Genomic DNA, 13,754 nt, shown 5'->3' with positions numbered 1-13,754 from the left:
CGGATGACCCTGCACGCAGACCCCCACCTCGCGCTTGTCCGGCCGGTCCGGCCGCTGACCCCAGAAGGGTGTCAGGAGTGTCTGCTGCTCGGCTCCCCGTGGGTCCACCTGAGGCTCTGCCTGACCTGCGGACACGTCGGCTGCTGTGACTCCTCGCCGAACAGGCACGCGCGCAAGCACGCGGCAGCCGACGCCCATCCGATCGTGCAGTCGTTCCAGCCCGGCGAGGAATGGCGCTGGTGCTACGTTCACGAGGCGTTCGTCTGATGTCCGGCGACCAGCCGATGCCGGGCGGAGTTCCGGTGCCGCAGGAGGCGGACGAGGCCGTCTTGCGGGAGACCCCGGACACCTGCGGGGCGTATCCGCGCCTCACGGAGGACCAGATCGCACGTCTGGCGGAGCACGGGCAACGCCGGAGCATGGCTCCGAACGACGTGCTGATCCAGGAGGGGGAGCGCTGCGAGACGTTCTTCGTCGTCCTCGGCGGTACCGTCGCCGTCGTCGAGGACTACGGCACTCCCGAGGAGCACGTGCTGCGCGTGCACGGCCCCGGTCGCTTCATCGGCGAACTCGGGCTGCTGTGGGGGCAGGTGGCCTTCTACACCGCTGTCGCCAGGGAGCCGGGCGAGGTCCTCGTGGTCTCCCTGGACGAGTTGCGCCACCTGGTGTCCCAGGACTCCGCCATCGGGGACGTCGTGCTGCGCGCCTGTCTGGGCCGTCGTGCGCTGCTCGTCGGACAGGGCGCCGGCTTCCGCATCATCGGCTCGCGCTACTCGCCCGACACCAGGCGGCTGCGCGAGTTCGCCATCCGCAACCGGCTGCCGCACCGTTGGATCGACCTGGAGACCGACAAGGAAGCCGAGGACCTGCTGCGCCGCTTCGGCGTCGGCCCGGAGCAGACTCCACTCGTCATCTGGCGGGACACCACCCTGTTGCGCAACCCCAGCAACGCGGAACTGGCCCGGCTCATCGGCCTGCCGTCACTGCCCGCCGGAAACCGTCACGGCGACGTCCTCATCGTCGGCTCCGGACCCGCCGGCCTCGCCGCCGCGGTGTACGCCGCCTCCGAGGGTCTGAGCACCACCGTGGTGGAGGCGATGGCCACCGGCGGCCAGGCCGGCACGTCGTCCCGCATCGAGAATCTGCTCGGCTTCCCCGCCGGCATCTCCGGCGCCGAACTCACCGAACGCGCCGTGCTCCAGGCCGACAAGTTCGGCGCCAGGATCAGCATTCCGGTGGAGGCGACCGGTCTCCTTCCCAAGGACGAGGACCACTACGTGGTGGCGTTCGCCGACGGCAGCGAGATCGCCGCCCGCGCCGTCGTCCTGGCCACGGGTGCCCGCTACCGCCGGCTCCAGGTGCCCGGCATCGAACGCCTGGAGGGAACGAGCGTCCACTACTCGGCGACCGTCTACGAGGCCCAGCAGTGCCGCACCGACCCGGTGGCCGTCGTCGGCGGAGGAAACTCGGCCGGCCAGGCGGTGCTGTTCCTCGCCGGGCACGCGCCGAAGGTGCACCTGCTGGTCCGAGGACCCAGCCTCGAGGCCAGCATGTCCCGCTACCTGATCGACCAGGTCGAGCGACATCCGCGGGTGGAGGTCATGCTGCACACGGAAGTCACCGAGGTCATCGGCCAGGAGGTGCTGGAGGAACTCGACCTGGTCGACAACCGCACGGGCGGGCACCACCGACTCGCGGTACGGAGCCTGTTCGTCTTCACCGGCGCCGACCCCCACACCGAGTGGCTCGCCGACGTCATCGCCCTCGACTCCCGAGGCTTCGTCCTCACCGGCCCGGAGGCCCAGGAAACCTGCGCCTACCCCGAGGTGTGGCACGGCCGCGGCCGCTCGTGCATGACCCTGGAGACCAACCTGCCCGGGGTCTTCGCGGTAGGGGACGTCCGCAGCGGCTCGGTGAAACGGGTGGCCTCGGCGGCCGGTGAGGGCGCCATGGCCATCCACTTCGTGCACCGGCACCTGGGGCACTCGGCCGCGCCCGGCACCACGGGCTCGTCCGCTGCAGCGGGCCACTCGGACGTCTCCCCCCACGTACGGCGCAAGGAGTCCGCATGGTTCGCATGACGAATGGCGGACGGATCGCGGAGTCGGCATGGCGCCGTGGGAGTCCCGGCCCGTTGGACGGCCTGTGGCTGTGTCGCTTCTGCCCCTCCCCGGCCCGGGTTCCGCCGCCCGTCGTCTCCGGGCGTGGCGCCGAACCGGCGCGTCGCCGTGGGCAGTTCCGCGGAGCGGCCCTTCCACAGGTCGTGGCTGAGAGTGCGTGCGGTGTTCGTAACGCGTCGCGTCGGTCGCCCCTCGAAGCCGGACCCCGCGGACCTGTCAGGAAGGAAAACGGACATGCTTGGCCGGGAGAATCGCACGCAGCGTTCAGGCGATGGCACACGGGCACAGGGGGTCCGATCCCAACGTGCAGACGGCAGCTGACAGCCGAACGTCGGGAAGCCTAAGCCACATAGCCACCTCAAATGATCGCCGGCACCGCCACGGCGGAGTCACCGTGGAATCAGCAGAGGAGATCGTCATGGCAAGCAGCAATCGCGCCGTCGTCTTCCATAACCCGAAAGACATGCGCGTCGAATCACTCGACTTCCCGAAGCTTCAGATGCCGAACGGGAAGCAGGCTCCGCACGGAGTCATCCTCAGAATCGTCGCCACCAACATCTGCGGGAGTGACCTGCACATCTACCGCGGATCCTTCCCCGTGCCCCAGGGCATGGTGATGGGGCACGAGATGACCGGGGAGGTCATCGAGGTGGGCCCCGACGTCGAATTCCTCAGCGAGGGCGACCTCGTCTCCGTCCCGTTCAACGTCGCCTGCGGCCGATGCCGCAACTGCAGGGCACGCCGCACCGACGTCTGCGAGACCACGAACCCCAAGGTGTCCTGCGGAGCTTACGGCTTCAACCTGGGCGACTGGACCGGCGGCCAGGCCGAGTACCTGTTCGTCCCGTACGCCGACTTCCAGCTCCTGCGCTTCCCTGACAGGGACCAGGCCATGGCGAAGATCCGCGACCTGGCGCTGCTCTCGGACATCCTGCCCACCGCGTTCCACGGTCTCATGGAGGCCGGTGCCAAGCCGGGCTCGACCGTGTACATCGCCGGCGCCGGCCCGGTCGGCCGCTGCGGCGCAGCAGCGGCGCGCCTCCTCGGGGCGTCCTGCATCATCGTCGGCGACTACAGCACGGACCGTCTGGATCTGGTGGAGAAGAACGGCTGCGAGACGATCGACCTGAGGCAGGACGCGGCACTCACCGACCAGATCGAGGCCATCCTGGGAGAACCCATGGTCGACTGCGCGGTCGACTACGTCGGCACCGAGGCACACGGCATCGGCCGCGAGGGCGGGGACATGGACCCGGCCTACGCCATCAACCAGGTGGTCGACGCCACCCGGGCGGGCGGAGCCACCGGAGTCATCGGCGTCTACGGCCCCGACCCGCTCGCGAAATCGAAGGCCGAGCAAGAAGGAACGTACCCGATCGACTTCGGCAAGGCATGGATCAAGTCGCCGCGGATTTCGGCCGGACAGGCACCGATCATGCACTACAACCGCGAACTGATGATGGCGATCCTGTGGGACCGCATGCCCTACTTGAGCGCCATGCTCAATACGACAGTGATCAGCCTCGACGACGCCCCGGACGCCTACGCGACCTTCGACACGGGAGTGCCCGAGAAGTTCATCATCAACCCCCACGGCCTCATTCCCGCATGAGGCCCGCCCTATCCGGCTCGCAGAACCCGCAGTCCCCGTTCGGAGAGACTGCGAGTTCGCGGGGTGGCAGTCGGTTCGCATCCGAACACGGTCCCGGCCCGGCTCAGGGCGCCAGCACGACTCTGCCGAACATCTTCCCCGCGTCCATCTCACGGTGGGCCAGCACCGCCTGGCCCAGCGGCAACACCGCATGCACAACTGTGCACAGGTCCCCGTGCGCAGCATCGGCGAAGTGGGACGACCGCACGGCCTGCCGGTCGTGGCCGGGCACAGTGTCAGAACTGAATGCGAAAGACAACGACTCACGGAAGGCGTCCATCGCCGCATACCGAAGTCCGCCGGCGGCTGCTCACCGACCACACGAAGCCACGTACCGCCCGGTGGAGGTCAACTTCGCTAGGAGAAGCAGAAGTTGGGGAATCCCCACGACATCGATGACCACGTCGAAGCCCGCCGGTGCGTCCGGGCGGCCCTCGCCGGAGCGGTCAAGGACACGGGTCACGCCCAGGTCCCGCGGGCGGTCGTCACGCTCCACCGACGAGGTGGTGACGGCCACCGGGTTCGCGCCACCCCTGGCTGCGAGCTGGACCGGTCCAGGGCAAGGCGGGCGACCACGCCGGAGCCGCCGAGGGTCACCGCGTCAGCGCCGGTCGGGCCGTCGGACAGCACAACGACGTCAGCGATCAGGGCGACGGCCTACACGGCCTACCCACCGGACAAGCCGGTGAACGCCCACACCCGCCGCCCGAACCACGAGGCATCCACGCCTCCTCCCACCGCGGTGACCTTTCCCGCGACCTCGCTGCCATGGATATGGCCGTCCCGGAAGCCGTGGGCGGCGAGCGCCACATAGGTCACACCTGCCGCGCGCGTGTCGCCAAGGGCGTCGGCGCTCCGGAACCACAAGGCCCTGAACAGGCCAAACGCCCCCGACTTGGACCACATGGACGCCAGAAGACGGTTCCGACTACCTCTGCCATGTGACACCGCGGCCCACTCGCTAGCACCACGTACCACTCATCAAGATCCGGACCAGGTGCGGACCGACTCAGCCCGGCACTCGATGTTCCCGCTCTTTGTCGCAGGTCAGCGACCCAGGGCGGCTCCGCCGCCCGCCGTGGGGCGGGCAAATCGAAGGCGGTGGGGCCTTCGTGACCTTGGAACCTATCTATTTGCGCGTCAGGAGCGAGGTCAGGCGTGTACCACCAGCAGACGAAGAATCTTCTCGTTTCGTACCGTCCGCGGAAGCTCGGGTTCTTCCAGAACCCGACGTCGGTTGCCCGGAGGCTTCGTTGCGCTCCGGGCGTTCACAACGCATGCCTGCACCCGTGCGGAGCCGTGTTCCGCGGGGGGACGGGAACCCCGCCCACGCGATGCCGGTCCGGCCATCTCGCCGCCCCGCAGCTGCTGCGCCGGGGCCGACGCCCGCGCGGGCACTGACACCGCCGGCCGGCCGCAGGAAGACGCCCTGGCCGCCACCGGAGAGATGCTCGTTCTCCCGGGTGACGGCCGGGGTGGCTGTCGTACCCCCCCTACGAGGGCGCGGGGGGGGCTCAGGTAGTGGCAGGCCGGGCGAGGCGTTCGTCGGGGATGACCGCGACGCCGAGGATCTCGATCAGGGCCTCGGGCTGCCACAGGCCCGTGGTGCCGATGCCGGCCATCGCGGGATAGACCGGCCCCGCGAGCTCGCGCCACACCGCCCCGATCTCCCTGCCGTGCGCCTGGTAGTCGGGGATGTCGGTCAGGTAGAGCGTGATGCTCACCAGGTCCTGAGGGATGCCACCGGCTTCCCTCAGCGTGGCGAGGACGTTCCCGAACGCCTGCCGGAACTGCTCGACGATCCCGCCGCTGACGATCTTCATGTCCTTGTCTAGAGCAGTCTGACCGCCCAGGTAGAGCGTGTTGCCGCTGAGCGTCCCGTGCGAGTAGCCGCTGGGCTTGGGCAGGGACGCGGGGTTGACCGGAACCGGGGCCGAGTTGGTCGCCATGGAGAGCTCCTGCGGGGGCGTTGCCGGGTCTGTGCCGGGACTGTTCTGTCTGGCGCCACACCGTAGCATCTATTGACAGAGATATGACGCTCGCGGAAATAATGAAATATCCAGAAGGGGCCGCAGCGCCGAAGAGAGGGAAGAACCCATGCGTCTTTCGACCGTCGTCCACGCCGCCGGTACCAGCGCCGCGGTGCTCGACGGGAACACCTGGCGGGCGTTGCCGGCCGCCGACCTGTCGGCCCTGCTGACGGCGGTACCGGTCCAGCAGGTGGCCGGCCTGGCCGGGGACGCGCTGGTCGACGCCGTTCCGGTGCTGCCGCTGCCGGCTCCGGGCAAGGTGGTCTGCTGCGGGCTGAACTACGCCGACCACATCCGGGAGACGGGGCGCGAGCTGCCGTCGTACCCCACGCTCTTCCCGAAGTACGCGGACACCCTGACCGGTCCCGAGGCCGACATCGTGCTGCCGGCCGGACTCCAGGTGGACTGGGAGGTGGAGCTGGCCGTCGTGGTCGGTGCCACCCTGCGGCGCGCCGACCGGGCGACCGCGCTGGCCGGGATCGCCGGGTACACCGTGGCGAACGACATCTCGGTGCGCGACTGGCAGTACCGCACCCTGGAGTGGTTCCAGGGGAAGGCCTGGGACGCCTCCACCCCGGTCGGCCCCGTGATCGTGACCCCGGACGAGGTCGACCCGGCGGCGGGCCTGGAGGTGATCTGCCGGGTCAACGGCGAGATGGTCCAGCGGGACACCACCAAGACGCTGGTGTTCGACGCCGCCGACCTGCTCGCGTACATCTCGGCCTTCACCGTGCTGCGCCCCGGCGACCTCGTGCTGACCGGCACACCCGGCGGCGTCGGGGTGGCCCGGGAGCCCCAGCGCTTCCTCGCCGACGGCGACGTCGTGGAGACCGAGATCCCCGGCATCGGCACGCTCCGCAACACCGTGCGCTTCACCGGCTGACGCCCGCCCACCACCTACGCATCCCCCGCTGACATCCGCCCAGCCACCGACGAGGAGTCCTCATGAACCCCGATCCCAGTCAGTACGTCCCTGGTCAGCAGGTCCCCGGTCAGTACGTCCTCGACGGCGACAACTCGATGTACGCCACGGAGAGCGGCCTGGTGGTGCCGGTCGTCACCCGTGGCGGCAGTGAACCCGGTGACACCGGGCAGTCCGCCGGCGCCACCCGGATCTCGGGCGTGAGCATCCAGCACACCCCGGCCACCAGGATCTGGTTCGGCAAGGTCCACAACGACGGCGGCTACCGCTCGGTGCCCCACCACCACGGCGAGGCCGAGACCGGCGGCTATGTGCTCTCCGGCCGGGCCCGGATCTACTTCGGTGCGAAGTTCGAGGACTACATCGACATGGCGGAGGGCGACTGGGTCTTCGTCCCGCCGTTCCTGCCGCACGTCGAGTGCAACCTCGACCGCAACAACCCGCTGACCTGGATGACGACCCGCACTCCGGAGAACATCGTGGTCAACCTCCCCCAGGTCGCCGACACGGACCTGCGCGACTGGACGGACCGCCCCTGATGACCGACACCACCTCCGAGGTCTTCACCGCCGCCGTCACGCTGACCCCGACCGAGGCCGAGCGCTTCGACCTCGCCTTCACGGCGGTCACCCAGCCCTGCCCGTGGCCCAAGGCGTACGGCGGAGACCTGGTCGCCCAGGCCGCCGCGGCGGCGATGAAGTCCGTCACCGACGGCAAGACACTGCACTCCATGCACTCCTATTTCATGCGCCCCGCCGACATCGGCGCCGAGGTCCGCTACGAGGTGGAGCTGCTGCGCGACGGCCGCGGCTACGCGACCCGGCAGGTGCGCGGGTACCAGAACGGCAGGCCGCTCTACGTCTGCCTGGCCAACTTCGCCGCCGGCGAACCGGGCGGCAGCTACGGCGAGGGCCTGCCCGACTGGCTGACGGCCGCGGGCCTGCCCGGCCCCGAGAAGCTGCTCAGCTCGGCCGAGTACCTCGCCGGGCGGACCGGCGGCACGATGACCGAGGTCTCCAAGGACTACTGGTGCGGCGGCCGGGGCTTCGACATGCGCCATGTGCCGGGCCCGGTCTACCTCGACGTCGAGGGCGAGCGGAAGCCCCACCAGGCGGTCTGGGTACGGCCCTTCGACGCACTGCGGCCGGTCGACGGGCTCACCGACGCGCAGCGTGACACGGCCGCCCTCGCCTACGTCTGCGACTACACGATCCTGGAGCCGGTGCTCCGCGTCCTCGACCTGCCCTGGGCAAGGGAAGGGCTGGTCACCGCCAGCCTCGACCACGCGATGTGGTTCCACCGCGCCCCGCGGGCGGGTGTGGTGGACGGCTGGCTGCTCTACGCCCAGGAGGCGGTCGCCGCCGACGACGGCAGAGGGCTCGCCGCCGGGCGGTTCTTCACCCCCGACGGCACCCACCTGGCCACCGTCGTCCAAGAAGGAATGATCCGCGCCGGCGAGGGAGGCCACCGATGACGCTGTCGCCCTCCGGGCACACCGACACCTTCGCCCGCGACCATCTCCCGCAGGTCGGGCAGTGGCCGGTGCTGGAGTTCACCACCGAGGCGCTCAGGTACCCGGAACGCCTCAACGCCGCCGTCGAGCTGATCGACGGTGCGGTGGCGGCCTTCGGCCCCGACCGGCCCGCACTGCGCACCGCCGACGGCGACGTCTGGACGTACCGCGAGCTGCAGCGGCGGGCCGACCAGATCGCCCAGGTGCTCACCGAGGACCTCGGGCTGGTGCCCGGCAACCGGGTGCTGCTGCGCTCCCCCAACAACCCCTGGACCGTCGCCGCCTGGCTGGGTGTGGTGAAGGCCGGCGGGATCGTCGTCACCACCATGGCCGTACTGCGGGCCGGCGAGCTGGCACCCGTCGTGGAGAAGACGCGGCCGGTCGTCGCGCTGGTCGACCACCGCTTCCTCGACGACGTGTTCGCGGTACGGGACACGGTCGCGCCGGACCTGGTCGTCGTGCCGTACGGCGGCGACACCGCCGACGACCTGAGCAACCGGGTCGAGGCGAAGGCGGGGCGGTTCACCGCGGCCGACACCGCCGCGGACGACGTCGCGCTGTTCGGGCCGACGTCGGGCACCACGGGCGTCCCGAAGATCACCACCCACTTCCACCGCGACATCCTGTCGATCGACAACACCTTCGGCAAGCACACGCTCCGGCTGCTCCCCGACGACCTGGTCGCGTGCACCGCCCCGCTCGCCTTCACCTTCGGCCTCGGCCTGCTGGTCGTCTTCACGCTGCGGGCGGGCGCCTGCGCCTTCCTCACCGAGTCGGTGCCGCCGGCGGGGCTCGCCGACCTCGTCGCCGAGCACGGGGTGACCGTGCTGGCCACCGCTCCGACCGCGTACCAGCAGATCCTCAAGTCCGGAAAGGCGGACCGGCTCATCGGGCTGCGCCGCGCGGTCAGCGCGGGCGAACACATCCCGCAGAGCCTGTGGGAGGAACTGCGCGACCGGCTCGGCCTCAAGGTCATCGACGGGATAGGCGCCACCGAGATGCTGCACATCTTCATCTCGGCCGACGGCGACGACATCCGCCCCGGGGCGACCGGCAAGCCCGTGCCCGGCTACCGCGCCACCATCCTGACACCGGACGGCAAGGAGCTCGGTCCCGGTGCCGAGGGACTGCTCGGTGTGATCGGCCCGGTCGGCTGCCGCTACCTCGACGACGAACGGCAGTCCGCGTACGTCCTGGGCGGCTGGAACGTCACGGGTGACACCTTCCTCCGCGACGAGGAGGGCTACTTCTGGTACCGGGCGCGCAACGACGGCCTGATCGTGTCGTCCGGGTACAACATCGCCGGTCCCGAGGTGGAGGCCGCCGTCCTCACCCACCCGGACGTCGTGGAAGCGGCCGTCATCGCGGAGCCGGACGCCGAACGCGGTTCGATCGTCTGCGCGTTCGTCGTCCTGCGCGAGGGCGCGGCCGGTGACGCGGCGACGGCCCGGGACATCCAGGACCACGTCAAACAGCAGATCGCGCCGTACAAGTACCCGCGCGACGTGCGCTTCACCGACTCCCTGCCGCGCAACCCCAGCGGCAAGCTTCAGCATTTCAAGCTCCGTCAGATCGTGACGGAACAGATCACGACAGAACAGATCATGACAGAACAGATCGCAACGGAGCAGATCGCGACGGAGCAGATCGTGGAGGAGCAGATCGTGGAGGACCAGTCATGAGGATCGCTATCGCAGGCGGCGGCCCCGGAGGGCTGTACTTCGCCGCTCTGATGAAGCAGCTGGACCCGGCGCACGAGGTCACCGTCTGGGAGCGCAACGCGCCCGACGACACCTTCGGGTTCGGCGTGGTCTTCTCCGACGAGACCCTCGGCGGCATCGACAACGCCGACGACGTGGTCCACGCCGCGATGGAGAACCGCTTCGCCCGCTGGACGGACATCGACATCGAGGTCGACGGCGACCGGTTCACCGTGGGCGGTCAGGGCTTCGCGGCGATGAGCCGCAAAGAACTGCTGCAGATCCTGCAGCGGCGGGCCGCCGAGCTCGGCGTCACCGTCCACTACCGCACCGAGGCCCCCGACGTGGACGAACTGCGGGCCACCCACGACCTGGTGCTGGCCGCCGACGGCCTCAACTCCGCCATCCGCACCAAGTACGCCGACGTGTTCGGGCCGTCCCTGGACCGGCGCCACAACAAGTACATCTGGCTCGGCACCGACCTGGTCTTCGAGGCGTTCCAGTTCTTCGTCAAGCAGACGGAGTGGGGCACCATGCAGATCCACGGCTACCCCTACTCCGACACCGGCTCGACCTTCATCGTCGAGATGCACGAGGACGTCTGGCGGCGGGCCGGCTTCGACCGGACCGAGGACCAGGTGTTCCCGCCGGGCGTCTCCGACGACCACGCCGTGGCCCGGATCGCGGAGATCTTCGCCGACGAGCTGAAGGGCCACCGGGTCCTCACCAACAACTCGAAGTGGCTGAACTTCACGACCGTGCGCAACGAGCACTGGTCCGACGGCAACGTGGTGCTGCTCGGCGACGCCGCCCACACCGCGCACTTCTCGATCGGCTCGGGCACCAAGCTCGCCATGGAGGACGCCCTCGCGCTGGCCGCCTGTCTGCACGAGCAGCCGACGGTGACCGAGGCGCTGGCCGCCTACGAGACCGAACGCAAGCCCGTCGTCGAGTCGACCCAGCGGGCCGCGCAGGCATCGCTGGAGTGGTTCGAGAACATCGGCATGTACGCGGGCCAGGACCCGGCGCAGTTCGTCTTCAACCTGCTCACCCGCTCGCGGCGCATCACCTTCGAGAACCTCAAGGAGCGCGACGCCGAGTTCGCCGCGCTGATGGAGTCCGAGTTCGCCCGGCACCAGCAGGCTCCCGAAGTCGCCCCGGCGATGTTCCAGCCGGTGCGGATCGGTGAGCTGGAACTCAAGAACCGGATCATCGTCTCCCCGATGGACATGTACTCCTCGGACGGCGGTGTCCCCGGCGACTTCCACCTCGTCCATCTGGGCTCCAAGGCGCTGGGCGGCGCCGGCCTGGTCATGAGCGAGATGGTCTGCGTGTCGCCCGAGGGCCGGATCACGCCGGGCTGCCCGGGGCTGTGGACCGACGAGCAGCGCGACGCCTGGCGCCGGGTCACGGACTTCGTCCACGACCGTACGACCGGGAAGATCGGCCTCCAGCTCGGTCACTCGGGCCGCAAGGGCTCGACCAAGCTCATGTGGGACGGCATGGACGAGCCCCTCGACGACGGCAACTGGGAGGTCATCGCCCCCTCGGCGCTCCCGTACGGCGCCGACTGCCACGTCCCCCGGGAAGCGACCCGCGAGGACCTGGACAAGGTGGTCGCCGACTTCACCGCCGCCGCCGTACGCGGAGTGGCGGCCGGCTTCGACCTGGTCGAGGTGCACGCCGCCCACGGCTACCTCCTCTCCTCCTTCCTCTCCCCCGTCGCCAACCGGCGCACCGACGAGTACGGCGGCTGCCTGGAGAACCGGCTCCGGTTCCCGCTGGAGGTCTTCGACGCGGTACGCCAGGTCGTCCCGCTCGGCATCCCGGTCACCGTCCGCATCTCGGCGACCGACTGGATGCCGGACGGCAACACCGCGGACGACGCGGTGGACGTCGCCCGCGCGTTCATCGAGCACGGCGCGGCCGCCATCGACGTCTCCTCAGGACAGGTCGCCAAGGACGAGAAGCCGGCGTTCGGCCGCTCCTACCAGACCCCGTTCGCCGACCGGATCCGCCACCGGGTGGCCGGACCCGCAGGGGTACCGGTGATCGCCGTCGGGGCCATCTCCTCGTACGACGACGTGAACTCGATCCTGCTCGCCGGGCGGGCCGACCTGTGCGCCCTGGGCCGCACCCACCTCTACAACCCGCAGTGGACCCTGCAGGCCGCGGCGGAGCAGGAGTACCGCGGGGCCGGTGCCGACTGGCCGGTGCAGTGGGCAGCGGGCCGACGCAAGCCGCCCACCTCCCGTACCGACAAGGTCCCGCCCAGGCTGTCGCTGCTGCGCGACGGCGTCGGCGGCGCTGTGCACCTGCGCTGGACCCCGGCCGCGAGCACGGTACCGGCGTGAGCGCCGTGCCCCCGGCAGCGCACGCGGTCGGCGTGCACCGGACCCGCATCGAGTGGATCGACACGGACGCGGCGGGCATCTACCACAACAGCACGGTCGTACGGTTCGTGGAGGCGGCGGAGGCCTCGCTCATGGCGGGGCTCGGCCTCCACGACTACTTCCCGGCGGCGCCCCGCGTCCGCTACGAGGTGGACTTCGAGTCACCGCTCTTCTTCGGCCAGGACGTGCGCACGGTCGTGGAGCTGGTGGGCATCGGCACCAGCTCGATGACCTTCACCTTCGAGGTCTGGGGCGAGGAGTTCCGGGGCCGTCCGCCCGGCCGGGCCGCGCACGGCCGGTATGTGACCGCGCACATCGGCCGTGACCATGCGGACGGTGCCGCGAGCAGGCCCTGGCCGCAGGAGTGGATCGCGGCGCTGACCAGTCCCGTTCGATCGACCGGGGCGGTCCGATCATGCGATCCCGGTCCGGCATACTCACTGGAATGAGCGAGACGAAGGGCGACCGGCCCACCACAACGGCGCGCCGGTCCCGGACCGTGCTCGTGAGTTTCCTCGGCGCCATCGTGCGCAAGATGGGCAACTGGATGCCCATCGCCGGCACGGTCGAGCTGCTGACCGCGTCGGGACTGGACGCCGCGAGCGTCCGGACCGCGGTCTTCCGGCTGAAGAAGCGCGGCTGGCTGGAGTCGGAGAGCCGCGCGGGGATGCGCGGCTACACGCTGACGCCGGCCGCGCTGGAGGCGCTCACCGCCGGTGACGAGGTCATCTGGCACGCCCGGCAGCCGGCCGAACTCGGCGACGGCTGGTGCTTCGTGAACTTCTCCGTGCCCGAGTCGGCCCGCGCGCTGCGCCACCGGTTGACCGGCCACCTGACCTCGCTGGGCTTCGGCAACATCGGCTCCGCGGTCTGGATCGCGCCCGCCCGGATGCTCCCGGCCGCGCAGCGCGCCATCGCCGAACTGGACCTCACCGAGCAGTGCGCCGTCTTCGTCGGCGACTACGTCGCCGGGCAGCCTCTGACAGCCATGGTCCGGGGCGGCTGGGACCTCGACGAGATCGACCTGCGCTACCGGGAGTTCATCCGCGCGTACGAGGGCGAGGCGGAGCGCCTGACCGAGGCCGCGGTCATCGACGGGCGGCACGCCTACCTCACGTATCTCGGCGTGATCGACCACTGGCGCAAGCTCCCGTTCCGCGACCCCGGGCTGCCCCGCGAGGTACTCCCCGAGAACTGGTCCGGCCCGGCCGCCGTCCAGCTCTTCGAACGCATGGTCACGATCCTGGAGGGCCGGGCGCTGGCCCATGCGGCCGCGTACTGGTCCTCGCCGTCGTGACCACCGTGCGGCGTGCCGGCCCGACGCTGTGCATGCCGCGCCGCCGGCCCCCGGGCCGGACGTCGGTGGCCGTCATTACTCGGGAGCGCGGCTTCGTGCACCTGGGTCCGTGTCCTTCCGCATACCGC

Annotated in this window: 11 protein-coding genes and 1 pseudogene; 10 read left to right on the top strand and 2 right to left on the bottom strand. The window is 70.2% G+C overall.

All coding sequences use genetic code 11. The features are described 5' to 3' along the window. The first annotated feature begins 3 nt into the window (after positions 1 to 3). The 3 genes from ACIQVL_RS41360 (at position 4) to ACIQVL_RS41350 (ending at position 3,732) form a co-directional block, all read left to right on the top strand. Positions 4 to 267, top strand: coding sequence for a UBP-type zinc finger domain-containing protein (locus tag ACIQVL_RS41360; protein ID WP_403478032.1), 264 nt, complete (start codon positions 4 to 6; stop codon positions 265 to 267). Next, entirely contained in the window at positions 267 to 2,081 is a 1,815-nt protein-coding gene (locus tag ACIQVL_RS41355; RefSeq protein WP_403478031.1) for an FAD-dependent oxidoreductase, read from the top strand. Before ACIQVL_RS41360 ends, ACIQVL_RS41355 begins: the two co-directional genes overlap by 1 nt. 457 nt (positions 2,082 to 2,538) lie before the next feature. Then, positions 2,539 to 3,732 (top strand): alcohol dehydrogenase catalytic domain-containing protein, encoded by a 1,194-nt coding sequence (locus ACIQVL_RS41350; RefSeq protein WP_403478030.1) that lies wholly within the window; start codon positions 2,539 to 2,541, stop codon positions 3,730 to 3,732. 103 nt (positions 3,733 to 3,835) lie between these two features. On the opposite strand, the pseudogene ACIQVL_RS41345 reads toward ACIQVL_RS41350, so the two are convergent. Next, positions 3,836 to 4,578 (bottom strand): annotated as a pseudogene (locus ACIQVL_RS41345) (zinc-binding dehydrogenase); the annotation flags it as partial. Between the two features lie 707 nt (positions 4,579 to 5,285). After that, a complete protein-coding gene (locus tag ACIQVL_RS41340; RefSeq protein ID WP_403478029.1) occupies positions 5,286 to 5,720 on the bottom strand; it encodes a RidA family protein in 435 nt (144 codons plus the stop codon). Positions 5,721 to 5,868: 148 nt separating this feature from the next. Between ACIQVL_RS41340 and ACIQVL_RS41335 the strand changes: the two genes are divergently transcribed. From ACIQVL_RS41335 to ACIQVL_RS41305, 7 genes are all read left to right on the top strand, one after another. Then, on the top strand, positions 5,869 to 6,684 hold the full coding sequence (locus tag ACIQVL_RS41335; protein ID WP_403478028.1) for a fumarylacetoacetate hydrolase family protein: 816 nt from the start codon (positions 5,869 to 5,871) through the stop codon (positions 6,682 to 6,684). Positions 6,685 to 6,746: 62 nt separating this feature from the next. After that, positions 6,747 to 7,262 carry a cupin domain-containing protein gene (locus ACIQVL_RS41330; protein WP_403478027.1) on the top strand — a complete coding sequence of 172 codons (516 nt, stop codon included), beginning with the start codon at positions 6,747 to 6,749 and terminating at the stop codon, positions 7,260 to 7,262. Further along, the gene (locus tag ACIQVL_RS41325) at positions 7,262 to 8,197 is read left to right on the top strand and encodes an acyl-CoA thioesterase (RefSeq protein ID WP_403478026.1); all 936 of its coding nucleotides are present in this window, start codon (positions 7,262 to 7,264) and stop codon (positions 8,195 to 8,197) included. Before ACIQVL_RS41330 ends, ACIQVL_RS41325 begins: the two co-directional genes overlap by 1 nt. Beyond that, positions 8,194 to 9,918 carry an AMP-binding protein gene (locus tag ACIQVL_RS41320; protein ID WP_403478025.1) on the top strand — a complete coding sequence of 575 codons (1,725 nt, stop codon included), beginning with the start codon at positions 8,194 to 8,196 and terminating at the stop codon, positions 9,916 to 9,918. Before ACIQVL_RS41325 ends, ACIQVL_RS41320 begins: the two co-directional genes overlap by 4 nt. Then, the gene (locus tag ACIQVL_RS41315; protein ID WP_403478024.1) at positions 9,915 to 12,290 is read left to right on the top strand and encodes a bifunctional salicylyl-CoA 5-hydroxylase/oxidoreductase; all 2,376 of its coding nucleotides are present in this window, start codon (positions 9,915 to 9,917) and stop codon (positions 12,288 to 12,290) included. The genes ACIQVL_RS41320 and ACIQVL_RS41315 overlap by 4 nt, the downstream gene beginning before the upstream one ends. Further along, positions 12,287 to 12,778, top strand: coding sequence for an acyl-CoA thioesterase (locus tag ACIQVL_RS41310; protein WP_403478023.1), 492 nt, complete (start codon positions 12,287 to 12,289; stop codon positions 12,776 to 12,778). The genes ACIQVL_RS41315 and ACIQVL_RS41310 overlap by 4 nt, the downstream gene beginning before the upstream one ends. Continuing rightward, positions 12,775 to 13,626, top strand: coding sequence for a PaaX family transcriptional regulator C-terminal domain-containing protein (locus ACIQVL_RS41305; RefSeq protein ID WP_403478022.1), 852 nt, complete (start codon positions 12,775 to 12,777; stop codon positions 13,624 to 13,626). Before ACIQVL_RS41310 ends, ACIQVL_RS41305 begins: the two co-directional genes overlap by 4 nt. The last annotated feature ends 128 nt before the right edge of the window (positions 13,627 to 13,754 follow it).

This window comes from Streptomyces sp. NPDC090499, from assembly GCF_044769305.1.
Lineage (GTDB): Bacteria > Actinomycetota > Actinomycetes > Streptomycetales > Streptomycetaceae > Streptomyces.
The sequence above is the reverse complement of the archived record's forward strand: the minus strand, read 5'-3'. Positions and strand labels throughout refer to the sequence as shown.